Annotated in this window: 21 protein-coding genes; 7 read left to right on the top strand and 14 right to left on the bottom strand. The window is 74.6% G+C overall.

What is annotated here, in order from left to right; translation table 11 throughout:
- From ABZ883_RS01615 to ABZ883_RS01595, 5 genes are all read right to left on the bottom strand, one after another.
- Positions 1-981 (bottom strand): hydroxyacid dehydrogenase, encoded by a 981-nt coding sequence (locus ABZ883_RS01615; RefSeq protein ID WP_360899689.1) that lies wholly within the window; start codon positions 979-981, stop codon positions 1-3.
- A 153-nt stretch (positions 982-1134) separates the two neighbouring features.
- On the bottom strand, positions 1135-2220 hold the full coding sequence (locus tag ABZ883_RS01610; RefSeq protein ID WP_360899686.1) for an adenosine deaminase: 1086 nt from the start codon (positions 2218-2220) through the stop codon (positions 1135-1137).
- Entirely contained in the window at positions 2217-2651 is a 435-nt protein-coding gene (locus ABZ883_RS01605; protein ID WP_360899683.1) for a VOC family protein, read from the bottom strand. The genes ABZ883_RS01610 and ABZ883_RS01605 overlap by 4 nt, the downstream gene beginning before the upstream one ends.
- A 78-nt stretch (positions 2652-2729) precedes the next feature.
- A complete protein-coding gene (locus ABZ883_RS01600; protein WP_360899680.1) occupies positions 2730-4382 on the bottom strand; it encodes an amidohydrolase family protein in 1653 nt (550 codons plus the stop codon).
- Between the two features lie 242 nt (positions 4383-4624).
- The gene (locus tag ABZ883_RS01595) at positions 4625-5581 is read right to left on the bottom strand and encodes a LysR family transcriptional regulator (protein WP_360899677.1); all 957 of its coding nucleotides are present in this window, start codon (positions 5579-5581) and stop codon (positions 4625-4627) included.
- A gap of 127 nt (positions 5582-5708) precedes the next feature.
- Between ABZ883_RS01595 and ABZ883_RS01590 the strand changes: the two genes are divergently transcribed.
- Genes ABZ883_RS01590 through ABZ883_RS01580 form a run of 3 tightly spaced genes read left to right on the top strand, consistent with a single transcriptional unit; the run spans position 5709 to position 8299 of the window.
- Positions 5709-6401: a type 1 glutamine amidotransferase domain-containing protein gene (locus ABZ883_RS01590; RefSeq protein WP_360899674.1), complete on the top strand. Its 693-nt coding sequence runs from the start codon at positions 5709-5711 to the stop codon at positions 6399-6401.
- 53 nt (positions 6402-6454) lie between these two features.
- Positions 6455-7267, top strand: a complete 813-nt coding sequence (locus tag ABZ883_RS01585; RefSeq protein ID WP_360899671.1) for an SDR family NAD(P)-dependent oxidoreductase — start codon at positions 6455-6457, stop codon at positions 7265-7267.
- 39 nt (positions 7268-7306) lie between these two features.
- Complete coding sequence (locus tag ABZ883_RS01580) at positions 7307-8299, top strand: NAD-dependent epimerase/dehydratase family protein (RefSeq protein ID WP_360899668.1); 993 nt, start codon at positions 7307-7309, stop codon at positions 8297-8299.
- A gap of 21 nt (positions 8300-8320) precedes the next feature.
- On the opposite strand, the gene ABZ883_RS01575 is transcribed toward ABZ883_RS01580, so the two are convergent.
- Complete coding sequence (locus tag ABZ883_RS01575) at positions 8321-9145, bottom strand: tyrosine-protein phosphatase (RefSeq protein ID WP_360899665.1); 825 nt, start codon at positions 9143-9145, stop codon at positions 8321-8323.
- Between the two features lie 224 nt (positions 9146-9369).
- Between ABZ883_RS01575 and ABZ883_RS01570 the strand changes: the two genes are divergently transcribed.
- Together ABZ883_RS01570 and ABZ883_RS01565 are read left to right on the top strand one after the other, a co-directional pair.
- The gene (locus tag ABZ883_RS01570; protein WP_360899662.1) at positions 9370-10830 is read left to right on the top strand and encodes an MDR family MFS transporter; all 1461 of its coding nucleotides are present in this window, start codon (positions 9370-9372) and stop codon (positions 10828-10830) included.
- A 107-nt stretch (positions 10831-10937) separates the two neighbouring features.
- Positions 10938-13394, top strand: coding sequence for a SpoIIE family protein phosphatase (locus ABZ883_RS01565; RefSeq protein ID WP_360899658.1), 2457 nt, complete (start codon positions 10938-10940; stop codon positions 13392-13394).
- Between the two features lie 702 nt (positions 13395-14096).
- On the opposite strand, the gene ABZ883_RS01560 is transcribed toward ABZ883_RS01565, so the two are convergent.
- Genes ABZ883_RS01560 through ABZ883_RS01540 form a run of 5 tightly spaced genes read right to left on the bottom strand, consistent with a single transcriptional unit; the run spans position 14097 to position 18528 of the window.
- Positions 14097-15131, bottom strand: coding sequence for a lysylphosphatidylglycerol synthase transmembrane domain-containing protein (locus ABZ883_RS01560; RefSeq protein WP_360899654.1), 1035 nt, complete (start codon positions 15129-15131; stop codon positions 14097-14099).
- Entirely contained in the window at positions 15128-16021 is an 894-nt protein-coding gene (locus tag ABZ883_RS01555; RefSeq protein WP_360899651.1) for a class I SAM-dependent methyltransferase, read from the bottom strand. Before ABZ883_RS01555 ends, ABZ883_RS01560 begins: the two co-directional genes overlap by 4 nt.
- On the bottom strand, positions 16018-17130 hold the full coding sequence (locus ABZ883_RS01550; RefSeq protein WP_360899648.1) for a glycosyltransferase family 4 protein: 1113 nt from the start codon (positions 17128-17130) through the stop codon (positions 16018-16020). Before ABZ883_RS01550 ends, ABZ883_RS01555 begins: the two co-directional genes overlap by 4 nt.
- Positions 17127-17525, bottom strand: a complete 399-nt coding sequence (locus ABZ883_RS01545; protein WP_360899645.1) for a 6-carboxytetrahydropterin synthase — start codon at positions 17523-17525, stop codon at positions 17127-17129. Before ABZ883_RS01545 ends, ABZ883_RS01550 begins: the two co-directional genes overlap by 4 nt.
- A gap of 22 nt (positions 17526-17547) precedes the next feature.
- Positions 17548-18528, bottom strand: a complete 981-nt coding sequence (locus tag ABZ883_RS01540) for a zinc-binding alcohol dehydrogenase (RefSeq protein WP_360899642.1) — start codon at positions 18526-18528, stop codon at positions 17548-17550.
- 92 nt (positions 18529-18620) lie between these two features.
- Between ABZ883_RS01540 and ABZ883_RS01535 the strand changes: the two genes are divergently transcribed.
- Positions 18621-19412: a CDP-alcohol phosphatidyltransferase family protein gene (locus ABZ883_RS01535; protein ID WP_360899639.1), complete on the top strand. Its 792-nt coding sequence runs from the start codon at positions 18621-18623 to the stop codon at positions 19410-19412.
- Here the strand turns inward: ABZ883_RS01535 and ABZ883_RS01530 are convergent.
- A complete protein-coding gene (locus ABZ883_RS01530) occupies positions 19391-20071 on the bottom strand; it encodes a dihydrofolate reductase family protein (RefSeq protein WP_360899636.1) in 681 nt (226 codons plus the stop codon). The genes ABZ883_RS01535 and ABZ883_RS01530 overlap by 22 nt on opposite strands.
- A gap of 786 nt (positions 20072-20857) precedes the next feature.
- On the opposite strand from ABZ883_RS01530, the gene ABZ883_RS01525 reads away from it, so the two are divergent.
- Entirely contained in the window at positions 20858-21760 is a 903-nt protein-coding gene (locus tag ABZ883_RS01525; protein WP_360899633.1) for an aminoglycoside phosphotransferase family protein, read from the top strand.
- 143 nt (positions 21761-21903) lie between these two features.
- On the opposite strand, the gene ABZ883_RS01520 is transcribed toward ABZ883_RS01525, so the two are convergent.
- Positions 21904-22377 (bottom strand): hypothetical protein, encoded by a 474-nt coding sequence (locus ABZ883_RS01520; RefSeq protein ID WP_360899630.1) that lies wholly within the window; start codon positions 22375-22377, stop codon positions 21904-21906.
- Positions 22378-22641: 264 nt separating this feature from the next.
- On the bottom strand, positions 22642-23664 hold the full coding sequence (locus tag ABZ883_RS01515) for a TIGR03617 family F420-dependent LLM class oxidoreductase (RefSeq protein ID WP_360899627.1): 1023 nt from the start codon (positions 23662-23664) through the stop codon (positions 22642-22644).
- Between the last annotated feature and the right edge of the window lie 45 nt (positions 23665-23709).

Raw genomic sequence — 23709 nt, 5'->3', positions numbered from 1 at the left:
TCACGCCGAGCGGTCGAGGTCCTCGGCCCGTACGGGGTGGGCCAGGGGCAGACCGCGGGCGAAACGCTCGATCTCGGCGGTCGCCGTGTCGGCCAGCCGGGTCAGCTCGGTGCCGAGCGAGCCCGCGACGTGCGGGGTGAGCAGCACATTGGGCAGGTCCCACAGCGGGGAATCGGCCGGCAGCGGCTCGGGGTCGGTGACGTCGAGGACGGCGTGCAGGCGCCCGGCGACCAGCTCGGCGGTCAGCGCGGCGGTGTCGACCAGCGAACCGCGCGCGGTGTTCACCAGGGTCGCGCCGTCCCGGAGCAGCGCGAGCCGCGCGGCGTCGAACAGGTGCCGTGTCGCGGGCAGTTCGGGGGCGTGGATGCTCACCACGTCGCTGGCGCGGCACAGATGGTCGAGACCGGCCCACTCCGCGCCCAGCCCCGCCGCCGCGGCCGGATCCAGGTACGGGTCGTGGAGCAGCAGTCGCAGGTCGTACGGGCGCAGCAGTTCCAGGACCCGCCGGCCGACCCGGGAGGCGCCGACCACGCCCACCGTGCGACGGTAGTTGCCCGCCCCGGCGAGTGCCTCGAACGCCCCGATGTCGCCCCGCGCCCGGCGGAAGGCGCCCGCCGTGTCCAGCACCCGCTTGTTGGACAGGAGCACCGCCGCGACGGTGTACTCCGCGACCGGCAGCGCGTTGGCCGCGGCCGCGGTCGAGACGAGCACGCCGCGCCGCCACACGGCGTCGGTGACGTGCTGCTTGACGGTACCGGCCGCGTGCGCGACCAGCCGCAGCCGGGGCATCCGGGCGAGGGCCGCCTCGTCCAGCGGCGGGCAGCCCCACCCGGTGAGCAGCACCTCCGCCGCGGCCAGCGCCTCCCGCGCGCCCGGCGCGGCGAAGTCCTCGACGAGGAGGCCGGGTTCGAAGCGCGCGACGCGCGCCAGCCGTTCCAGGGCGCCCGCGTCGAACACGGCGTCGCGGGTGCGCGCGCTCATCGCCAGGACGGTACGGGGGGCAGGCTGCACGAGGGGACCGTCCTGAGGCCGGGGCGGGCAGGCGGACAAGGCGAGCGACCGCCATCCTTCGCGGGCCGCCGGGCGAAGTCAAGGACGCACGAACCCGGCGAAGGGGACAGCCCCCGGCCCCGGTCAGAAGCCGTCGGCGAGCGCGGCCTCGTAGCCCGGCAGGACCACGTCGCGGATGAGCGCGTTGCGCTCGTCGAAGGGGATGAACGCGCTCTTCAGGGCATCCACCGTCGCCGTCCGCAGGTCCGCCACGGTCCAGCCGGCCTCGGTGACCAGGCGCTCCATCTCGCGGGTCATCGTCGTGCCGGACACCAGGCGGTTGTCGGTGTTGACGGTCACCCGGAAGCCCAGGTCGCGCAGGAGGGTGATGGGATGCTCGGCCACCGAAGTCGCGGCGCCCGTCTGCAGGTTGGAGGTGGGGCAGACCTCCAGGGCGATGCGCCGGTCGCGTATCCAGTGGGCGAGGCGGCCCAGTTTGCCGTCCACGATGTCGTCGGCCAGGCGGACGCCGTGGCCGATCCGCAGCGCCCCGCAGACCTGCACGGCCTGGTGGATGCTGGGCAGGCCGTGGGCCTCGCCGGCGTGGATGGTGAACGGCACGTTCTCCTCGCGCAGGTAGGCGAAGGCGGCCAGGTGGTCGGCGGGCGGGAAGCCGTCCTCGGCGCCCGCGATGTCGAAGCCGACGACGCCCGCGTCGCGGTAGGCGACGGCCAGACCGGCCACCTCGCGGCTGCGGTCGGCCATCCGCATCGCGCACAGCAGCGTGCCCACCCGGACCGGGGTGCCCGCCGCGGCGGCCTTGGCCATGCCCGCGGCCAGGCCCTCCTGCACGGTCTCCACGACCTCGGCGAGCGCCAGCCCGCTGTGAACGAGCAGTTCGGGGGCGTAGCGGACCTCGCCGTAGACGACGCCGTCGGCCGCCAGGTCGAGGACGTACTCCTCGGCGACGCGCAGCAGGCCCTCGCGGGTGCCCATCACGGCGATGGTGTGCTCGAAGGTGGCGATGTAGCGGACGAGGTCGCCGGAGTTCGCGGCGTCGTAGTACCAGGCCGCCAGCGCGGCGGGGTCGGTGGCGGGCAGCGTGTGCCCGATCCGCCCGGCCAGTTCCACGAGGGTCGCCGGGCGCAGGCCGCCGTCGAGGTGGTCGTGGAGCACGGCCTTGGGCAGCCGGCGGAGGAGATCGGTGTCGGGGGCGGCGGCCGTGGTCACGCGGTGGGCTCCTGGTCGGCGGGGGTGGCGGGGTCTGCGGGGGCGGCGGGCTGGAGGAGGTCCCAGCGGTTCCCCCAGGGGTCCTGGAAGACGACGACCGAGCCGTACGTCTCGTGGCGGGGCTCCTCCAGGAAGGTCACCCCGGCGGCGCGCATCCGCGCGTAGTCGCCGGCGAAGTCCTCGGTGTGCAGGAAGAAGGCGACCCGTCCCCCGGTCTGGTCGCCGACCCGGGCGAGTTCCGCCTCGTTCTTCGCCCGTGCGAGCAGCAGCCCGCTGCCCTCGTCCGCGCCGCGCGGGCGCACGACCACCCACCGGCCGCCGCCGGGGCGCGGCTCGTCCTCGACCAGGTCGAAGGCGAGCGGGCCGGTGTAGAAGGCGATGGCCTCGTCGTGGTCGGGCACGACGAGGGTGACCAGGGCTATGCGGGACATGGGCCAACGTTATACGTAACACTCCACGACGGGCAAGGCGCGCCCTCCGACCCCGGCGCAGTCCGGCAGCGGCGCGCCTCAGGCGTCCGCCGCGGCGTACACGCGGCGGCCGTCGACGAACGTCTGCAGCACGCGGGTCTCCGCGACGGCCTCCGGGGGTCCGGCGAACGGGTCGCGGTCGAGGACGACGAGGTCGGCGAGTTTGCCCGGGGTGACGGTCCCCGTGTCGTCCAGGTGGTTCACGTGCGCGGAGCCCGCGGTGCAGGCGGCGACGGCCGCGTCGAGGCCGAGGCACTGCCCGGGCAGGAAGACGGGGGTGCCCTCGGGGGCCCGGGGGAGGCGGCGGTTGACGGCGACGTGGAGCGCCTGCAGCGGATCGGGGCTGCTGACGGGCCAGTCGCTGCCGGCTGCGAGGGTCGCCCCCGCACGCAGGAGGTCGCCGAACGGGTACTGCCAGGCGCCCCGTTCGGGGCCGAGGAAGGGCAGGGTGAGCTCGTCCATCTGCGGCTCGTGGGCGGCCCACAGGGCCTGGATGTTGGCGGTGGCGCCGAGCGCGCGGAAGCGGGGGACGTCGTCGGGGTGGACGACCTGGAGATGCGCCAGGTGGTGCCGGGTGTCGCGGAAGCCGTTGGCCGCGCGTGCGGCCTCCACCGCGTCCAGGGCCTCGCGCACGGCGCGGTCCCCGAGGGCGTGGAAGTGCACCTGGAAGTCGTGGGCGTCGAGTTGGACGACGTACGCGGCGAGGCCGGCCGGGTCGACGAAGCTGATGCCGCTGTTGCCCGAAGCGCAGCCGCAGGCGGTGAGGTAGGGGTCCAGCAGGGCGGCGGTCCCGTTCTCCGCGATGCCGTCCTGCATGACCTTGACGGTGGTGGCACGGAACCGCCCGCGGCTCACCTCGGCCCGCCGTGCGAGGAGTTCGGGGATCTGCTCCGCGCCCCGGTCCCGGTCCCACCACAGGGCGCCGACGACACGGGCGGTGAGCAGCCCGTCGTCGATGACGGCGTGGTAGGCGGGCACGGGGTCGGTCATGTTGGCGTACGTGCCGACGATCGCGTCCTGCCACGCGGTGACACCGAACGCGTGCAGCACCGCCTGGGCACGCAGCAGGGCGGCCTTCTGCTCGGCGAGAGTGACCGCGGGCAGCAGACGGCCGACCAGGTGCTGGGCGCCCTCCTGCAGCATGCCGGTGGGGTGGCCGCCGGCGTCCCGCTCGATGCGGCCGTCCGCCGGGTCCGGGGTGTCCCGGGTGACCCCGGCGAGTTCCAGGGCACGGGAGTTGACCCAGGCGCCGTGGTGGTCCCGGTTGGGCAGGAAGACCGGGCGGTCGGGCACGACCGCGTCCAGGAGCGCGGCCGTGGGGTTGCCGCCGGGGAACGCCTCCAGCGACCAGCCGCCGCCGGTGATCCACTCCGCCTGGGGGTGCGCGTCGGCGTAGGCGCGGACCAGGCGTACGTACTCCCCCGCGTCGCGGGCATCGGCGAGATGGCACTGCCCGAGTTCGAGGCCCGCGCCGAGCGGATGGACGTGGGCGTCCTGGAATCCGGGCAGCAGCAGCCGTCCGGCCAGGTCCACCACCTCGGTGCGGGGGCCGATGAGCTCGCGGACCTCGTCGTGCCCGACGGCGGTGATCCGGCCGTCCGTCACGGCGACACCTGAGGCACGGCCGAGGGCGGCGTCGACGGTGTGCACCGGGCCGCCGGTGAACACCAGGTCGGCAGGGGGTCGGGACATGGGCGCGCTCCACATCGGGGCTCGGGGCGGGCATGGACCAGCCGTTGTACACCCGCCCCGCCGAACACGCCATGCGCCGCAGGGCGGACACGCTGGTCCGGGACATCCCACCGGGCCCGGCCCGCGCCCGGACAGCGGCTGCCACCGACCGGGTCCCGCGCGGACGCGGACCGACCGCCACACACCCACCAGCACCGAACGGACCACGCCCGGCGACGCGCACGTACCGCCTGCGCCCTCGGTCACCAGGAGCGTGCCGCCCGGAGCAGCCGCTCGCGCACCTCCCGGACCGCCGGACGGTCGGGGGCACCGGCGCGCTCGGCCAGGTAGCCGGTGTTGATGGGCGGGTCCTCCGGGGCGAGCAGGGCGACGAGCGCTCCGGACGCCAGCTCGGCCTCGCAGAGGTAGCGGGGCACGACACTGATCCCCGCGCCGGAGACGACGGCCGCCACGACCCCGCGCAGGTCCGCCACCACGAGGGCCGGCCGGACGGTGAGGCGGGTGCGGAAGACATGGCGCCAGTACCGCCGCAGGATCGGGAGGTCCTCGGCGTACGCCACCACCGGGACGTCACGCAGCGGAGCCGGGTCCTCGCACCGGAGCGGGCCGATCCGCTCCGCCCAGTCCGGGGCCGCCACCAGGACGAACTCCTCGTCCATCAGCGGGACGGCTGCCAGAGTGCGACCCCGCGGCCGCACGGCCGACAGCACGAGGTCGAACCGCCCGGCGTGCAGTCCGTCGAGCAGGTCCTCGGCGAGACCCGTGGTCACCCGCAGCGGCAGGCCCCGGGCCACCAGCGGCGCCAGGGCGGGCAGCACCCGGGCGGCCACCATCTCGGCAGGACCGCCCAAGTGCACGGGCTCCGGCGGGGCTTCGAGTCCCGCTCGACCCCGTCGCGTGATCCCGGCGAGGGCGTCCAGCGGCCCGGCGACCTGCCCGGCGAGCTCGTCGGCCACGCCCGTGGCGGCCACGCCCCGGGGGAGCCGCTCGAAGAGCTGGCGCCCGAGCTGCTGCTCCAGGGTCCGCACCTGCGCCGTCACCGTGGGCTGCGAGATCCCCAGCATCCGTGCGGCGGTGGTGAGGGAGCCCGCCCGGTGAACGGCGAGAAAGGTCCTGAGCAACCCCAGGTCCAGGGGCCCGCCGGGCTCCGGGACCGTCTCGGCACCCTCTCCGATCCCATCGGAATCCTGATGTTCCATGGCATCGATCCTATTGGTTTACCGATGAACCTGCGGCCTAGGGTCGACAGCGTTCCGCCGCCGGACCGCCGGCGGCCGCGACCCCGCCCCCGGGATCACCCGGGAGCCGACCAGGAGCACCACCGACATGTCAGAGATCCTTCTCGTGCTGACCGGCACCGACCGCCTCACCCTCACGGACGGCACCGAGCACCCCACGGGCTACTGGGCCGAGGAGTTCGCCACCCCCTACCGGGCCTTCACCGAGGCCGGCCACCGCGTGACCGTCGCCACCCCGGGCGGCGTCGTCCCGACCGTCGACCCCGTGAGCCTGCGGCCGGAGTTCAACGAGGGCCGGGCGGACGCCACGACCGCCGCCGCCCTCGACGCGATCGCCGAACTGCGCCACCCGCTCGCCCTGGCCGACGTCGACCCCGCGCGGTACGCAGCCGTCTTCTACGTCGGCGGCCTCGGCCCCCTGGAGGACCTGGCCGACGACGCCGACTCCGCCCGGCTGCTGCACGCGGTGCTGGAGCAGGGGACGCCGCTCGCCGCGGTCTGCCACGGGGTGGCCGCGCTGCTCGCCGCGCAGGACGCGGAGGGCCGCTCGCCGTTCGCCGGCTACCGGCTGACCGGCTTCAGCGCGGAGGAGGAGCGGCAGAGCGGGCTGGCCGACCGGCTGCCCTGGCTGCTGGAGGACCGGCTGGCCGCCCTCGGCGGCACGTACACGGCGGGCGAGCCCTGGGAGCCGCACGTCGTCGTCGACCGCGCCCTTCACACGGGGCAGAACCCCGCCTCCTCGGCACAGTTGGCCGCCGCCCTGCTGAAGACCCTGCACTGACCCGCTCCCCCTGCGGCAGCCGCGCTGCCGCCCCGCCCCGAAAGGCACGCACCATGGCAACCATCCTCATCACCGGCGCCTCCGACGGCCTCGGCCGCGCCCTCGCGGAGGACCTGGCCGTCGACGGCCGCCACACCCTGCTGCTGCACGGCCGCGACCCGCGGCGTCTCGCCGAGGTCGCCGAGGCCACCGGCGCCCGGACCTACCGTGCCGACCTCTCCTCGCTCGCCGCGGTCCGGGGACTCGCCGCCGAGGTCGCCGCCGGGCACGACCGGCTCGACGTGCTCGTCAACAACGCCGGCGTCGGCTTCCACGCCACCGGCACCCAGCGGCTCACCTCCCACGACGGGCACGAACTCCGCCTGGCCGTGAACTACCTGGCACCCGTCCTCCTGACCCGCGAACTGCTCCCCCTGCTGCGCCGTTCGGCCCCCGCCCGGGTTGTCAACGTCGCCTCGGTCGGGCAGCGGCCGGTCGACTTCTCCGACCCCCAACTCACCCGCGGCCACACCGAAGCCGAGGCCTACTGCCGCTCCAAGCTGGCCCTGATCGGCCACGGGCTGGACCTCGCCGAGGAGTTGTCCGGCAGCGGCGTCACCGTCAACAGCCTCCACCCCGCGTCCTTCATGCCGACGGCCATGTCCCGCGCGTCCGGGATGGACGTCGTGGACTCGCTGGAGCAGGGAGTGGCCGCCACCCGGCGGCTGGTCGACGCCCCCGAACTGGCCGGTGTCACCGGCCGGTACTTCGACGGCGACAAGGAGGCTCGGGCATCGGCCGAGGCGTACGACCCGGAGTTCCGGCGCCGCCTCGCGGCCCTCACGAGCGAACTCCTCGCCGGCCCCGCGGTTGCGCTCAGAGCGTGACCGGCCCCGCGGCGGCCTCCGGCACGGCACAGTGGCCGCATGAATGTGCTGATCCTGGGCGGTACGGAGTTCGTGGGGCGCGCGGTGGCGGAGGAGGCCCTGACGCGCGGTGAGAAGGTCACCGTGTTCCACCGGGGACGGCACTCGCCGCCGCCGGGGGCCGCCGTGCTGCACGGGGACCGGGTCGCCGAAGGCGGTCTCGCGGAGCTCGCGCGGGGCGAGTGGGACGTGGTGGTCGACACGTGGTCCGGTGCGCCGTCGGCGGTCCGGGACAGCGCCGCCCTGCTGGCGGGCCGGGCCGGGAGCTACGTCTACGTGTCCAGCCGCTCGGTGTACACCTACCCCGCGCCCGCCGGCCTCGACGAGGAGGGACCGGTCGTCGACGCGTCGCCCGACGACGGCGCGGACGTCGACTACGCACGGGCCAAGCGGGGCGGCGAACTGGCCGCCACCGCGGCCTTCGGCGACCGCGCGCTGCTGCTCCGGGCGGGGCTGATCCTCGGCCCGTACGAGAACATCGGCCGCCTGCCGTGGTGGCTCACCCGCATGGCCCGCGGCGGCCCCGTGCTGGCCCCCGGACCGCGCGAACTGCCGCTGCAGTACGTCGACGCGCGCGACCTCGCCGCCTTCGCGCTGGACGCCGCCGCGGCGGGACGGGGCGGTGCGTACAACATCGTCAGCCCGTCCGGGCACACCACGACGGGCGAACTGCTCGGCCTCTGCGCCGAGGTGACGGGCGGTGCGGCGGACCTGCGGTGGGCCGAGCCCGCCGCGGTGCTCGACGCCGGCATCGAGCCGTGGACCGAGCTGCCCGTCTGGCTGCCGCCGGGCGAGCTGTACGACACCCTGCACGCCGGCGACGTCTCCCGTGCCGTCGCCGCCGGGCTGCGCTGCCGCCCGGTCGCCGAGACGGTCGCCGACACCTGGTCGTGGCTGCTCTCCCTGGGCGGAGTCGCGCCGCAGCGCCCGGACCGTCCGGCGGTGGGGCTGCCGCCCGAGAAGGAGGCCGCGGCCCTGAAGGGTCTCGGATGACGGCGGCCCGCGCGGGCGGCCTCAGCTCTCGGGCCCGGCCACCAGCACGTCCTTGAGACGGCCGAGTTCGGCGCCGGTCAGGCCGCGTTCGCGCAGCCACCGGCCGGCGCCGCCGTGCCGCGTGCGCAGGGTGTCGAGGAAGTGGTGCATGACCTGGGGCTTCGAGGCCATGTAGTGGTGCTCGACGGCGGGCAGGTCGCGGTACGAGGGGAGCCGGGCGAGGCGCTCGCGGATCCGGACGACGCGCTGGGCGGTCAGGGCGTAGTCGGCGGCGATGGCGTCGGCCGGCACCCCGACCGCGTCGAGCAGCAGGGCCGCCAGGACACCGGTGCGGTCCTTGCCGACGGCGCAGTGGAATACCACGGCGTGCTGCTCGGTGTCCGCGACGATCCGCGCCGCGTCGACCAGGGACGCGCCGCTGCCGTCGAGCAGGCCCTCGTAGAAGCCCGCCGTGTCGTCGGCAGCTTCCCCGGCGTCCCCGGCTTCCCCGGCTTCCCCGCCTTCGCCGCGCACCGCCGGCACGGCGTCGGTCACGAGCGCCTGCACGCGGCGCACGGGCAGGCTGACCCGGCGTACGGCGGTGTCGGCGAGCAGGCCGTGCCCCTCGCGGGCCGCCTCGTCGGGGCCGCGCAGGTCGACCACGGTCCGCAGCCGGTAGCGCCCCAGCAGCAGTTCGACGTCGCCGGCCGTGGCGTCCTGGAGCGTGCTCGCCCGGAACACCACGCCGTGCCGGGTCCTGCCGCCGCCGAGGACGGGCAGCCCGCCGAGGTCGCGGATGTTGTCGACCTCGGCCAGTTCCACCCATCGGGCCGCGCCGCCGCCCGGGCCGTCGTGCGTCGCTTCCAAGACGGCCTCCTCGGACGGGGTTCGTGTCGCCTGTTCTTTTGTACCAGTGCGTCACGGCGCAAGGACGCGCATCCGGGTGCCCCCGGGGTGCGGACGGCGGCGGCACGGGTTTAGCTGGAGGCTGTGACCGGCCGGGCACCGTCCGTGAGGGCGGCTCCGCCGGCAGGCGCCGTCCGGGCGCGGGCGACCGCGCGGGGACGGCGGCGAGAGCGAGGAGATCCCCCGTGGCCCGCAGGATTCCGCCGACGATCGCGGTCGCCGTCGTGTTCGTCTCCGCGCTCTTCATGGCGATCATGGACACGACCATCGTCAATGTGGCGGTCCCCGCGATCGGCCACGACTTCGGCGTCCCGGCCTCCGGCCTCGGCGCCATCAACATCGGCTACCTGGTCAGCCTCGCGGTCTTCATCCCGGTCGCCGGCTGGCTCGGCGACCGCTACGGCACCCGGCGGACCTTCCTGGCGGCGCTGGTCGTCTTCACCGGCGCGTCCGCGCTGTGCGCCACGGCCACCACCATGGACCAGCTCACCGCGTACCGGATCCTGCAGGGCGCGGGCGGCGGTCTGCTCGTGCCGGTCGGCCAGACGATGCTGTTCCGGGCCTATCCCCCGGCCAAGCGGATCAAGGCGCAGCGGGCGCTGATGGTGCCCACCGCGGTCGCGCCGGCCGTGGGCCCGGTGCTCGGCGGCTGGCTGTCCGACGCGGTGTCCTGGCACTGGGTGTTCCTGGTCAACCTGCCCATCGGCGCCGCGGCCGTCGTCTTCGGCCTGCTGTTCCTGCCGGACTACCGGGTGGAGTCCCCGGGCCGCTTCGACCTCACCGGGTTCCTGCTGGCGGGCGGCGGTCTGTCGCTGACGCTCTACGCACTGACCGAGGGCCCCGACCGGGGCTGGGGCACGGCCGGCATCGTCGTGCCGCTCGTGGCCGGCATCGCCGCGCTGCTCGCCATGGTGGCGGTGGAACGGCGGATCCCGAAGCCGATGCTGGACCTGGAGCTCTTCCGGGACCGGCTGTTCCGGGCCAACACGATCGTGATGTTCCCGCTGAGCGCGGTGTTCCTCGGCACGGTCTGGCTCTACCCGCTGTTCCTCCAGGAGGCGCTGGGCTTCAACGCCCTGCAGAGCGGGATGGCCACCTTCCCCGAGGCCCTGGGCGTGATGGCGGCCGCGCAGGTGGCGCCCCGCCTGTACCGGCGGATCGGGCCGCGCTGGCTGATGGTGGGCGGCTCGGCGGGCATGGCCGTCTGCGTGGCCGTCATGGCGGGCTTCACCACCACCACGTCGGCGTGGACGCTGCGGGGCGTGCTGTTCGTCCTGGGCTACTGCATCGGGCACGTGATGATGTCCGCGCAGAACGCCGCGTTCGCGACCGTCCCGGCCCCCTCGACCGGGCGGGCCGCCACCGTCTTCAACATGCAGCGGCAGCTCGGCGGCGCCTTCGGCACCGCCGTGATCGCCACCCTGCTCGCGGCCGTCGGCACGACCGCGCTGACCGCCGACGGCACGACGGCCGCCAACCTGACCGCCTATCACGCGGGCTTCGTCCTGTGCGCAGGCCTCGCGCTGATCTCCGCCGCCGCCGCCCTGTTCGTCTCCGACCAGGACGCCCTCGGGGTGGAACGGTTCGACGCGGAGCGGCCCGCCCGGCCCGGCCCCGCGGAGGCGGCGACACCCGCGTCGTCCTGACGGTCCCCGGCCGCGGCGTCTGTTTGAGACGTTCTGGCCCGGGTGGGATGCTGGGGTGGATGGCGCGGGGTCCGGGCCTCGGAACCGACCAGGCGAGGACATCGGCGATGCCGGTACACGATCCGATGGACGACGGGCAGTCCGTTGCCGGGGCCGCGATGGCCGCCGTGGGCACCGACGGCGTCGTCACCGGCTGGACGCCCGGTGCCGCGCGGCTGCTGGGGTACCGGCGGGACGAGGTGGTCGGGCGGGAGGCGCGGACGCTGCTCGCCGGCCGGCTCCCCGGTTCCGCGCTGCGGAGCCTGAGGCACCAGGAGGAGTGGCGCGGATGGCTGCTGCTCCGCCACCGCCAGGGCCACGACGTGGGGGCGAAGGTCGAGGCGGCGCCGATGGGCGGCGGGTGGGCGGTGCGGGCGGAGGAGCCCGGGACACCGCTCGCGGAGTGGGCCCTGGACCAGATGCCCGCGGTCTTCGGGGTGTACGACCACGAGAAGCGGCTGATCGGCAGCAGCGCGGAGGGCCGCCGGGTGATGGGGGTCCCGGAGCAGGAGGTCATCGGGCTGCGGGTGGTCGAGTTCTCCCCCGGCCGCCGGTCGGAGAAGCTCGAGGAACTGATGGACCGGGTCATGGAGACCGGCGAGCGGATGACCGCCGAGACGTTCACCCAGGCCCCCGGCGAGAGCCGCGCCCACGCGTGGTCGGTCTACCTCTACCCGCTCAAGGACCCGGACGGCCAGGTGCGCGGCGTGTCCGTGGCGGCGCTCGACACGACGTCGCAGTACAAGGCGCGCAAGCGGCTGAGCCTGGTCAACACGACCAGCGTGCGGATCGGGACCACCCTCGACGTCGTACGGACGGCCGAGGAGCTGACCGAGGTCGTCCTCGGGCAGTTCGCCGACTTCGCCAGCGTGGACCTGCTGGACGCGGTCCTCGACGAGGCGGCCGACGACGGCGGCCCGCGGGCGCCGGGTCCGGTGGTCCTGCGCCGGGCGGCCCAGAGTTCCGTACTGGCCGGGGCGCCGGAGACCTCCGTGCGCCCCGGGGAGCCGGACCGCTATCCCGAGGAGTCGCCCATGGTGCGGGCGCTGGTCACCGGGAAGGCGTCGCACCTGTGGATCGAGGACCAGGACGCCCAGGACTGGCTGCGCGCGGACCCGCTCCACGCGCGTACCGCGCACGCCTTCGGCATCCACTCGCTCATCGTCGTCCCGCTGCGCGCCCGCGGCACGACGCTGGGCATCGCCCAGTTCGTCCGGCACCGCACGCCCGACCCTTTCGACCCCGACGACCTGATCCTGGCCGAGGAGATCACCGCCCGGGCGGCGCTGTCCATCGACAACGCGCTGCGCTACACCCGTGAGCGCAACACCGCGCTGACCCTCCAGCGCACCATGCTGCCGCAGCGCACACCCCGGCAGGCCGCGGTCACCGTCGCCTCCCGCTACCTGCCGGCCGACGCGCGGGTGGGCGTCGGCGGCGACTGGTTCGACGTGATCCCGCTGTCCGGGACGCGCGTCGCTCTGGTGGTGGGCGACGTGGTCGGGCACGGCATCCAGGCGTCCGCCACCATGGGCCGGCTGCGGACGGCGGTGCGCACCCTCGCCGATGTCGACATGCCGCCCGACGAACTGCTCACGCACCTGGACGACCTCGTCCTGCGGCTCAACCGCGAGGAGCACCCGGACGGGCCCGGCGAGACCGGCGAGCACGCCGAGAACGCCGAGAACGCCGAGCACGTCGGGCACGCCGAGCACGTCGATGCCGGGAACATCGGTGCCACCTGCGTCTACGCCGTGTACGACCCGGTCACCCAGCACTGCACCGTCGCCCGCGCCGGGCACCCGGCACCCGTCGTCATGCGTCCGGACGGCGCCGTCGAGGTGCCCGAGGTCCGCGCCGGGCCGCCGCTGGGCCTCGGCGGTCTGCCCTTCGAGTCCACCGAGCTCGATCTGCCCGACGGCAGCATGATCGCCCTGTTCACCGACGGGCTCATCGGCGCCGGCAGGCGCGACCGCGTGCCCGAGGCGGGCCTCGCCGCGGGCGCCGCACGGCTGGCCGCGGCGATCGCCGACGGCCCGTCGGCGTCCCTGGACGACATGTGCGACCACGTGATGCGCACCCTGCTGCCCGACACCCCGGCCGACGACGTCGCGCTGCTCCTCGCCCACGCCAACGGCCTCGACGCGTCCCGCGTGTCGACCTGGGACCTGCCGCCCGACCCGGCCATGGTGGCCCATGCGCGCAGGCTCACCACGGAACAGCTCGCGGGGTGGGGGCTGGAGGAGATGGCGTTCGTCACCGAACTCGTGGTGAGCGAGCTCGTCACCAACGCCATCCGCTACGCCCGCGCGCCCATCCAGCTGCGGCTGATCAACGACACGAGCCTCATCTGCGAGGTCTCCGACGCCAGCAGCACCGCTCCCCATCTGCGCCGCGCCCGCGTGTACGACGAGGGCGGCCGCGGCCTGCTGCTGGTCGCGCAGCTCACGGAGCGGTGGGGCACCCGCCACACCCCGCGCGGCAAGACCATCTGGACGGAACAGCCGCTGCCGCCTCCCGCGTGACGGCGGTTCCCGCCGACCCACGACGGGCCCGCCGTCGCGGCCCTGGCTTTTCACCCGCCCTCCCGCCCGTGTGCCCCGTGAAGTCTGGGCGCCCCGACGCGCGTTGTGTGGGGCCGGGTTCGGGGCCTCCGGGGCTGCCATTCTGGACAGCACATTTAGGTGCCTCAGGTACCCGGTTTGAGCGCGCCGGGTCATGCACCCAAATATGCTCCACAGTCCAGAACGCCACCCCTACGACCCCGCCCCCTCAGGTCTCGTCCCGCGCCTGATCCCCAGTGGGTGGTCTGAAGCCGCACCGTGCCTGAGGCCGCCCAACAGTCACCCCCACCGGCCGTAAGCCGCCCCAACGACCCCGGGAGGGGGTGCGCCGCGGACACGGGCGCCGCGGGCGGAACGGGCCGGAGCCCAACGCCGCAACCGCTGTCCGCACCGAACGGTAGGACCCCGCGCGGCACAACCGCGTGGCCTGCCGCCGCGCAGCGGATCAGCCCTCCGGCCCGCCCTCACGGCCCATGCCACGCATACGGGCGCCAAAGGCGGAACCGGCACGCCTGCGACCAGGGCGGACCCCGTGCACGACGGCGGTCCACGCCGTCCCCGCGGCTACGACCAGGGGCGACCGCGGCCCGCCCCGGCCGCCCAACTCACCGAACGATAGGACCCCGCGCGGCACAACCGCCCGGCCTGCTGCCGCGCAGCGGATCAGCTCTCCGGTGCGACGGCCACCGCGACGGGCCCGTGGTCGCGGCGCAGGCCGCGGATGCGGGCGGCGAGGGCGGGGCGGGCCGGCGCGGTGCCGGGGCGGGAGAGGAGGAGGACGGCGACGCCCGGCAGGCTCGCGACGAGGGTGAGGACGCCGTAGACGACGGCGGTGGACAGGCCTTGGGCGGCGCCGAGGCCGGCCGCGCCGAAGGCGAGTGTGGAGACGGCCTCGCGGGGGCCCCAGCCGCCGATGTTGACCGGCAGGCCCATCACGAGCAGGGCGAGGGTGAGCGGCGGGACGAGCTGGACGACCGGGGCGGCCGACCCGGCGGCGCGGGCGGCGACAACGAAGAGGGCGACGTGCCCGACCAGGCCCGCCGCGGAGAGCAGGACCACGCCCGGCCAGGTGGACCGGGCCAGCAGGCCGCGGCGCAGGTCGGCGAGACCGCCCGCGAGGGCGCCGGCCCCCTTGCCGGCCCGGCGGCGGCGCCGCAGCGCCCACACCGTGAGCAGTCCGGCGACCGCGGCCGTGCCGAGGACCGCCGCGGTGAGTGCCAGGGCGCCGCCGCCCGGGAGGAGTTCGCGTGTCATGTCGGCCAGCAGCGCGGGCCGGCTGAGCAGCACGGCCGCGCCGAGCGCGAGGACGACGATCTGTCCGCCGGTCCGTTCCAGGACGACCGCCCGCACTCCGCGGCCGACGTCGCCCTCGGTGCGCCCGTGCTGGACCGCCCGGTGGACGTCCCCGAGCACGCCCGCCGGGAGCACCGCGTTGAGCAGTAGCGCGCGGTAGTAGTCGGCGACGGCCCGCCCGATGCGCAGCCGCAGGCCGAGGCGGCGGGCCACGATGCACCAGCGCCAGGCGCTGAAGACGGTGGTGAGCAGGCCGATGCCGAGCGCGGCGAGTACGGACACGCCGTTGACCATGTGCAGCCCGTCGAGGAACGCGCTCGTGCCGAGCCGGGCCACCAGGGCCGCCAGGATGCCGGCGCCGAGGAGCAGCCGGAGCCAGGGCCATGCGCGCTTCAGGAGCGTCATCGCACGTCACCGCCCGGTGCCCCGGGGAGCACGAGCAGATCGGTGTGGCCGATCTCGGCCCGCAGTCCGCCGGCCGCGCAGGTGTCGAGCCGGCGGCGGAGGTAGCCGTCGGCGCGGGCGGTGAGCCCGGGGCGCTGCTCGACCGCCGCGCCGACCCAGCCGCGCAGCCATTCCGCGGTCAGGGCGGACTCGTCGGGGCCCAGGCGCCAGGGGCTCGGGCGGCTGAGCACGGTGGCGCCGTGCCGTTCGAAGGCCTCGGTGGCGGCGGCGACGGCGTCGGGCCCGAGCAGGCTCCGGCCGTCGCTCTCGCGCCGCTGGTGCTCGTCGAAGGCCTCGGCGATCTCGTGGTCGAGGGGATCGGCGGGGTCGAGCGTCACACGGCCGACGACGGACAGGGTCAGCAGCGCGGGGCAGCCCGCGCCGGTGCAGGCGGCGGCGAGGGCGTCCAGCTCGGCGGCGGTGAGCAGGTCGAGCAGGGCGGAAGCGGTGACGAGCGAGGTGCCGGCGAGGTCGGCGGCGCGCAGCCGGGTCAGGTCGCCCTCGTGGACCGCGGCGGTGACGGCGGCGCCTGCCGGGGTGGTCCGGCCGTCCAGGCTCGCCCGGGCGAGGGCGAGCAGCCTCGGGTCGCGGTCGTGGAGCATCCAGTGCTGGGGGCCGGGCAGCCGGTCGGCCAGCCAGCGGCCCAGCGACCCGGTGCCGCAGCCCAGGTCACGCACGACGAGCGTGCCGTCCGGGGGCGGCGCCGCGGCCAGCCGGTCCAGCAGCGGCGGGATCAGCGCGGCCGAGCGCGCGGCGGCGTCGGCGCCCTCGCGCAGCGACAGCCACTGCGGGGTGAAGGCGGCCGCCTCCGCCGCGCCCGCCGTTGTCCCGGACCCGGAACTGTTCGTCATGACCCCTCCCGCACCATCTTCCGGAGCACCGCGTCCATGCGCCGCGATGTCTCCTCCCAGCCCCGCAGGGTGTCGCGCCGGTCCCGTGCCGACGTCCGCAGGCGGCGTCGCAGCGCGTCCTCGGCGAACCAGCGGCGCAGTCCGGCGGCCAGCGCCGCCCGGTCGCCGGGGGGCACGAGGATGCCGGGGAGGCTGCCGTCGGGGGCCTGCCCGAGGGCGTCCGGCACGCCGCCGACGTCCGAGGCGAGCACGGGGATGCCGCGCATCAGCGCCTCGGTCACGACCATCCCGAACGTCTCGGCGCGGGACGGCAGGACCAGCAGGTCGGCGGCGGCGTACGCGCCGGCCAGATCCGGGCCGGTGAGCGGGCCGGTGAGCCGGACCCGGCCGGTGAGGCCGGTGGCCGTGAGGAGTTCGCGCATGAGCTCGGTGTACGCGCCGTCGCGATCGAGGGGCCCGACGAGCTCGCAGCTCCAGGGCAGGTCGGCGAGGTCCGCCAGCGCCTCGATGAGTACGTCCTGCCCCTTGCGGGGTGTCACGGACGCGACGCACAGCAGATGTGACGACCCGTCGGTGCCCGGCGCGAGGGGCGCCGCGTCCGTGCCCGGGGGCACGACGTGCACGCGGCTCGCGGGCAGTTCGTGGTGCTCCACGAGCCGCCGTCCGGCCCAGGGGCTGGTGGCGACGACCGCGCCCGCGCCGTGCAGGGTCTCCCGTTCCCGGGAGTCGAGTTCTGCGGCGACCTCGGGCGGCAGCCCCGTCTCGTCGGCGAGCGGCAGGTGGACCAGGACCGCCAGCCGCAGCCGGCCCGACTGCGGGACGACGATGTCGGGCACGCCGCAGGCCACCAGGCCGTCGAGGAGGACGCAGGCGCCGTCGGGCAGGTCCGCGAGCGACCGGGCCAGGCGTTCGCGGGCGGCGTCGTCGGGCCGCGGCCAGTCCCCCGGCACGGCGATCTCGTGGACGGTGCGCCCGCCCGCCGCCAGTGACTGGTTCAGCCGGCGGTCGTAGACGTTGCCGCCGCTCGGCACGGCCGTGTCGTCCACGTCGCCCGGCAGGACGACGTGGACGGTGCGCACGTCCGGTGCGACGGCGCCCGCGGCGCTCACAGGGTCCGCTCGTAGCTCGCCCAGGCGACGTGGGACTCGTGCAGGGAGACGCCGATGCCGGTGAGTCCGCGCGCGCCCTCGCCGAGGGCGCCCTCGGCCACCCGGTCGGCGAGCCGGTCGGCGATGTACCGGGCCAGGAACTCCGTCGAGGTGTTGATTCCGGCGAACTCGGGCTCGTCGTCCAGGTTGCGGTAGTTGAGGCCGGCGACGACCTTGCCGAGCTCCTGGGTGGCCAGGCCGATGTCGACGACGATGTTGTCGTCGTCGAGCTCGGGACGGCGGAAGGTGGCGTCCACCAGGAACGTCGCGCCGTGCAGCCGCTGCGCGGGTCCGAAGACCTCGCCGCGGAAGCTGTGGGCGATCATGATGTGGTCGCGAACGGTGATACTGAACACGGTGGAACCTTCCAGGGCTGAGCTATGCCGGTCGGTAGTCAATACGGTGGCAGAGCACGGATCGTTCACCGCCGGCGACACGGTTCATCACCTCGGGCAGCTGGTCGAACGGGCTCTGTCCGGTGATCAGTGTGTCGAAGGCGGGATCGGCCAGCAGACGCAGGGCCACCGCCATCCGGTCGGCGTAACCGCGCCGGGTGCGGCGGTTGGGCGACACCGTGCCGACCTGGCTGCTGCGGACGACCAGGCGGCGGGAGTGGAAGGCCTCGCCGAGCGGCAGCGAGACCTTCCGGTCGCCGTACCAGCTCATCTCCAGCAAGGTGCCCTCCGGCTCCAGCAGTTCCAGGCCGCGGGCGAGCCCGGACTCGGTGGCGCTGGCGTGGACGACGAGGTCGCAGCCCCCCTCGGCCTCGCCGGGCAGGGCGAATCCGACACCGAGGGCCGCGGCGACCGCGGCCCGCGCCGGGTCGACGTCGACGAGCTGCACCCGCGCCCCGGGGATGCCGGCGGCGACCGCCGCGACACTGCACCCGACCATGCCGGCGCCGATGACGGCGATCCGGTCGCCGACCAGGGGCGCGGCGTCCCACAGGGCGTTCACGGCGGTCTCGACCGTGCCGGCGAGAACGGCCCGCGCGGCGGGCACGTCGTCGGGGACGGGGGTGACCGCCGTGGCCGGGACGACATAGCGGGTCTGGTGCGGGTACAGGCAGAAGACGGTGCGGTCCAGCAGCTCCCGCGGCCCGTGCTCCACCACGCCGACGTTCAGGTAGCCGTACTTCACCGGGCCCGGGAAGTCGCCCTCCTGGAAGGGCGCCCGCATGATCGTGCGCTGGCTGTCCGGCACACCGCCGCGGAAGACCAGGGTCTCCGTGCCGCGGCTGATGCCGGAGTGGAGCGTGCGCACGACCACGTCGTCCGGAGCCGGCTCCGGCAGGGTCGCGGCGCGGATCTCGCCCTCGCCTGGTGTGCGAAGCCAGAAGGCCCGTGCCGAACGCTTCATGGGTTTTCTCCGTATCCCTCCACGACAGATGAGGCCGTACCGTACGCGGCGCTCCCGCGAATCCCGTAACCGGGGGAACAAAGATGACCGTGATGACCGTGGGAACCCGGCTCGACAAGGGGTCGGCGGGACGGGAACAAGCCGTCGCCGCGCTGGCCCAGTTCGGGCTGCTCGTCGCGCTCTGGGCCTCGGTGGGCCTGCGCGAGGCGGGCTGGATCGCGGGGACCGCCTACGGAGCCGCCATGTGGGCGCTGCTGGCGGGCGCGCTGCGGCGTTCGGGGGTCACCGCCCTGGGTCCCGCCGACCGGGTGACCCTGGGGCGGGCGGTGCTGGTCGGCGGGGTCACGGCGCTGGCGGTGGTGGGCGCCGCCCACGGCCCGGTCTTCACCCTCGTGGCGTCGGTGGCGCTGGTGCTGGACGCGGTCGACGGCAAGGTCGCCCGGCGCACCGGGACCTGCTCGCGGCTGGGCGCCCGTTTCGACATGGAGGTCGACGCCTTCCTCATCATGGTGCTCAGCGTGCAGCTGGCCATGGTGCAGGGGCCGTGGGTGCTGGCGATCGGCGCCATGCGGTACGCGTTCGTCGCGGCGTCGTGGGTGCTGCCCTGGCTGAACGCGCCGCTCCCGCCGAGCTTCGCCCGCAAGACGGTGGCGGCGTGCCAGGGGATCGCGCTCGTCGCGGCCTGCTCGGGGATCCTCCCGGGGGCGGCCGCCGCCGGGGTGGCCGCGCTCGCGCTGGGCGCGCTGGTGTGGTCCTTCGGCCGCGACATCGCCTGGCTGTGGCGGACCCGGCCGGTCGCGGCGCCGGGGGGCGACCACGAGGCGCTGCCGGCGCCGGTGGCGCCCGTGGCATCGGGCTCCGGTCAGTCGTCCTGGCGGGGGTGATAGCGCAGCAGCACAACGTCCCCGATCTGCCGGGTCTCCGCGAGCCGCATGCGGTGGCCCGGCCCCTGAGGGAAGTCGGCCGGCTGGACCAGGCGCGGCGCGTCGGCCTGGCCCACGAAGAACGGGGCGTACACGAGCTGCAGCTCGTCGACGAGCCCGGCCGACAGGAAGAGCGTGTGGACCACGCCCCCGCCCTCGACCATCAGACGCTCCACCCCGCGCCCGGCAAGGTCCTCCAGCACCTCGCGGACGTCCAGCGGGTCGCCCGCGCCGACCACCGTGGCCAGCCCGTCCAGCCGCTCGCCCAGCGCGGGCGCGACGCCGGTCGTCGTGTAGACGAGCTTGGCGCAGTCGCCGGTCGTGAAGAACCGCGCCTCCGGGTCCAGTTTGCCGCTCTCGGTCAGCGTGACCTTGACCGGCGTCGCCGGCCGTCCCGCCCGCAGCCGCTCGTTCTGCCGCTCCGGGCACACCAGCAGCCGGGGATCGTCCGAACGGATGGTGTTGGCCCCCACCAGGATGGCGTCCACCCCGGCCCTGACCTGGTCGATGCGGTCGAAGTCCTCGTCGTTGGAGAGCAGGAGGCGGGTCGTGCTCGTGTCGTCCAGGCACCCGTCCAACGAGGAGGCGACCGACAGCAGTACATACGGGCGCGATCTCATGTCGCCAATGATCCCCTCCCAGGTCCGCGCGGGCGATGGCTCGTTCGTAAGCTTGCGCGATTCGAGGCGGAGGGGTATAGAGGCCTTCGCAGGTCAGCGCCCCGGCCGGGCAGACCCGGCCTCGTCCGGGCACGGCCGCCGGCACGCGTCCAGGGCAAGCGTTCACGGTGACGCACCCCGCAGCCCGAACCGGACACGCCGGTCCGGGTGTTGCCCCAGCGGGCGACAGTACGGTGCCAACTGCCGCGGCGCGGCCCGCTTCTCGGTCCGCCGTCCCGACCGCCAAGGGCCCGGCAACGGGAAGACCGCCCGCACGGGGCGAGGCCATGGCCGACCGTGCCGGAACAGCTCAACGCCCCGGCACTCCTGCGGTCGCAGGAGCCGTGGTGACGGCGAGCGCGGAGCCTTCGACGGCCACCACGCGGAACACAGCCTTGTAAGTTCGAGGCAGGGCGTCTGGTGGTCCCGGAACACCCAAGACATGAGGCTGCCTGGAGGCGGTGGCAGTTACCGCTGTCCACCGTCGTTGATGTCGCGTGCAGATGCCAGAATCGGCGGCTCAGTGCCCTCAGAGATCTGCCCGCAATAGCCCGATGTGGGCCCCGATCTTCGAGGCTCGCCCCATGGTAGCTGCGTAAAGCCACGGAGCCGACCGCCCCAGCCATAGCGGGTTTCTCCTCAGCACCCCTTCGCCGTTTGGCGGGCGGCCGGCGGCCGGGCCGGAGCGGGACGAAGGCAGGAGCGCGCGCGAGAGGGGATGCGCCCGCCCCAGTAGCGTGGCTTCGTATGACCGATTCCGAGATCGAGATCACCGCAGACCTGGTCCATGACCTGCTGCAGGAGCAGCATCCGGACCTTGCAGGCCTGGCCATCCGCGAGGTACCGGGCGGGTGGGGCAACCACATGTGGCGCCTTGGGGACGACCTGGCTGTGCGCATGCCGCGTAAAGAAGGTGCCCCGGATTTCCTGCGCAAGGAGTGCCGGTGGCTGCCCGTCCTGGCTCCCAGCCTGCCGCTTCCGGTCCCGAACCCTGTGCGGGTCGGTGAACCGTCTGCGCGCTTCCCGAAGCCCTGGACCATCATGACGTGGGTCCCCGGCGAGCCACTTGACTACACCTCCATCAGCCGCGGCGACCACGCGGCCGACACTCTGGCGGGCTTCCTCAAGGCACTCCACGTGGAGGCGCCCGAAGACGCGCCGATCAGTGATGACCGCGGCGACCACCCCAAGAAGTGCACGGACGGATTCGACCACTTCTTTCACGCCGTCGTCCCCGACGACCTCGCCGACGATGTCCGGACCGTCTGGGACGACGCCGTCGCGGCGCCCGAGTGGGAGGGCCCACCGCTCTGGGTGCACGGCGACCTTCATCCCGCGAACGTCGTCGTCTCGGACGGGACGCTCTCGGGCGTGATCGACTTCGATGCCATGTTCGCCGGCGATCCGGCGTGGGACCTCGCGGCCGCATGGGTCGTCCTTCCCGCCGACGCCGCCTCACGCTTCTTCGACGTGTACGCGCAGGCGGACGGGGCGACGATCCGGCGCGCCCGGGGACTGGCTGCTCTGAAAAGCCTGTTCCTCATGCTTATGGGTCAGAACGGAGACCGGGGCCTTCCCGGCGGCAAGCCGGCATGGGGACCCGCAGGCCGGGCAGCCCTCGATCGTGTTCTGAGAGACGGTGTGATGTAGGCGCGAAGCGACGAGCCGCACCCGATGCTCGTTGCCGGAGCGAACTCCGCTGCCGGGACCGCACCGAGTACACCTCGGGGCCTCGTGCTCGGTGCGGCTCGCCCGAAGACGGCCCCGGTCGCTTGGAAGGCCCCCAACGCCCGTCAGCCCAGGAGCCGGATAGCTGGTGAGCTGCTGTCTTCGTACAGCTCCGTCTCGCAGTGCTTGCACCTGCCGATGTGCGGACGCACGAGATTCGTCTGCGTCGTTGTTTCTGCCGCCGCTTCTGGAGTTGGGCACCAATAGCCCAGATAGAGGCGGACCCAGGGATGCCGGGCAGGCGCCTCGGCTGCCACGTCCCGCTTGGTGTCGCGAAACGGGGCCCACCAGAAGTCGACGATGCTGCGCAGGGCCGGACCCGTGCTGTCGAACGCCGAAATGCGAGCCGCCGTGAAGTGCTCACGGTCACGATCGCCGGTGCAGCCGGCCCGCTCCGCACCACGCGAAAGGACGGTCGTCCGGTCTGAGCGCTCGCATATGAAGCAGTCGAGGTTGAGGTCCATGCGAGGTACCCAATAGAGCAGGTGGTCCGGTCGCACCCCTGAAACCGACGCGGTGATCTCCAGGCTTCTGAGCATGGGCCAAGCTTCGCAGGTGTGCGGCTACCCGATGGTCGAGCTTCTGTTCAGGCACAGCCTCGGGCCCAAGTCCCCAGCGCCCGCTCACGGCAGCGCCGCCAACAGGCCAGCCGGGCACGCCGCTCGGTCACGGTGCCGGGCTAGGCGGCGCGGCATGGATCGCGGTCGGCGGGACATCGCGTCGGCGCGCCAGCCAGGCCCCTGCGGTGGCAAGGGCCCGACACCGCAGCATCGTTCCCGACCCGCCCCCCGCGGGGGCCGGACTCACTGCTTGACGGCGTCGAGCACGTCGAGCGCGAGGGTGTCGTCCGCGTCGTGGGAGAAGGAGACGCCGACGCGGGTGTACAGGCCGCCGAAGCGCTCGCGCACCGCCCGGCCCACCGCCCGGGGTTCGCCGTGCAGGGCGAAGGCGTCCAGGACGCTGTCGTCCACCAGGCGTCCCATCTCCTGCCAGCGGCCGCGCAGGGACAGCCGGTGCAACTCCCGGTGGAGCTCGCCCCAGCCGTGCAGTTCGAGGACGGGGAGGTAGGCGGGGGTGGAGGCGTAGAACGCGATCCGCTCACGCGTGGCGGTCAGCGCGGCGGCGTACTCCTCCTCGGTGCGGCCGGTGGCGGCCAGCACGGTCCCGGCGACGTCGAAGGGCAGCGCGGCCCGCCCTGCCGACTCCCGGGCGGCGTGCACGGCCGGGAGGCTCACCCGGCGCAGGTACTCGGGGGAGGTGAGGGGATGGCAGATCAGCCCGTCGGCCACCTCGCCCGCGACGGCCGTCATGCGCGGGCCGACGGCGGCCAGCCACACCGGGGGCGGCCCGGACGGCAGCGGCCCCGGGTCGAACATCGGGGTCATGAGGGTGTGGGTGTAGAAGTCGCCGCGGAAGGCGAGCCGGCCGCCGGTCTGCCAGCTGTGCCAGACGGCGCGCAGCGCCTGGGTGAACTCGCGCATGCGGGCGGCCGGTTGGGTCCACGGCATGCTGTGGCGGCGGGTGATGTGCGGCTTGACCTGCGAGCCGAGTCCGACGACGGCCCGGCCGCCGGACAGCCGCTGGACGTCCCAGGCGGCCGTCGCCACGGTCATCGGGCTGCGGGCGAAGGCGATGGCGACCCCGGTGGCCAGTTCGATCCGCCGGGTGCCGCCGGCGGCCACGGCCAGTTGCAGGAAGGCGTCGTGCTTGAGCTCGTTCACCAGGAAGCCGTCGGCGCCGCGTGCCTCGGCCCGTTCCGCCGCGGCGGCGGCCCGCTCGATCGGTCCGGTGAAGGTGACGTCGGTCTTCAAGGGTGCGGTGGTCACGCGGCGGGGCTCCGGTCGGGCTGGCGGCGGTTCGTGGGGGAAGGG

Origin of the sequence: Streptomyces sp. NPDC046977 (assembly GCF_040644455.1) — a bacterium.
Taxonomy (GTDB): domain Bacteria; phylum Actinomycetota; class Actinomycetes; order Streptomycetales; family Streptomycetaceae; genus Actinacidiphila.
Note: the sequence above shows the minus strand (reverse complement) of the source record. Positions and strands in the feature narration are given on the sequence as shown.

Excerpts from the sequence above, each read along its gene's own strand:
- ABZ883_RS01555 (WP_360899651.1), bottom strand. The coding sequence starts at position 16,021 with ATGACGAACAGTTCCGGGTCCGGGACAACGGCGGGCGCGGCGGAGGCG.
- ABZ883_RS01585 (WP_360899671.1), top strand. The coding sequence starts at position 6,455 with ATGGCAACCATCCTCATCACCGGCGCCTCCGACGGCCTCGGCCGCGCC.
- ABZ883_RS01560 (WP_360899654.1), bottom strand. The coding sequence starts at position 15,131 with ATGACGCTCCTGAAGCGCGCATGGCCCTGGCTCCGGCTGCTCCTCGGC.
- ABZ883_RS01580 (WP_360899668.1), top strand. The coding sequence starts at position 7,307 with ATGAATGTGCTGATCCTGGGCGGTACGGAGTTCGTGGGGCGCGCGGTG.
- ABZ883_RS01535 (WP_360899639.1), top strand. The coding sequence starts at position 18,621 with ATGACCGTGGGAACCCGGCTCGACAAGGGGTCGGCGGGACGGGAACAA.
- ABZ883_RS01590 (WP_360899674.1), top strand. The coding sequence starts at position 5,709 with ATGTCAGAGATCCTTCTCGTGCTGACCGGCACCGACCGCCTCACCCTC.
- ABZ883_RS01520 (WP_360899630.1), bottom strand. The coding sequence starts at position 22,377 with ATGCTCAGAAGCCTGGAGATCACCGCGTCGGTTTCAGGGGTGCGACCG.
- ABZ883_RS01530 (WP_360899636.1), bottom strand. The coding sequence starts at position 20,071 with ATGAGATCGCGCCCGTATGTACTGCTGTCGGTCGCCTCCTCGTTGGAC.
- ABZ883_RS01600 (WP_360899680.1), bottom strand. The coding sequence starts at position 4,382 with ATGTCCCGACCCCCTGCCGACCTGGTGTTCACCGGCGGCCCGGTGCAC.
- ABZ883_RS01525 (WP_360899633.1), top strand. The coding sequence starts at position 20,858 with ATGACCGATTCCGAGATCGAGATCACCGCAGACCTGGTCCATGACCTG.
- ABZ883_RS01565 (WP_360899658.1), top strand. The coding sequence starts at position 10,938 with ATGCCGGTACACGATCCGATGGACGACGGGCAGTCCGTTGCCGGGGCC.
- ABZ883_RS01605 (WP_360899683.1), bottom strand. The coding sequence starts at position 2,651 with ATGTCCCGCATAGCCCTGGTCACCCTCGTCGTGCCCGACCACGACGAG.
- ABZ883_RS01595 (WP_360899677.1), bottom strand. The coding sequence starts at position 5,581 with ATGGAACATCAGGATTCCGATGGGATCGGAGAGGGTGCCGAGACGGTC.
- ABZ883_RS01615 (WP_360899689.1), bottom strand. The coding sequence starts at position 981 with ATGAGCGCGCGCACCCGCGACGCCGTGTTCGACGCGGGCGCCCTGGAA.
- ABZ883_RS01540 (WP_360899642.1), bottom strand. The coding sequence starts at position 18,528 with ATGAAGCGTTCGGCACGGGCCTTCTGGCTTCGCACACCAGGCGAGGGC.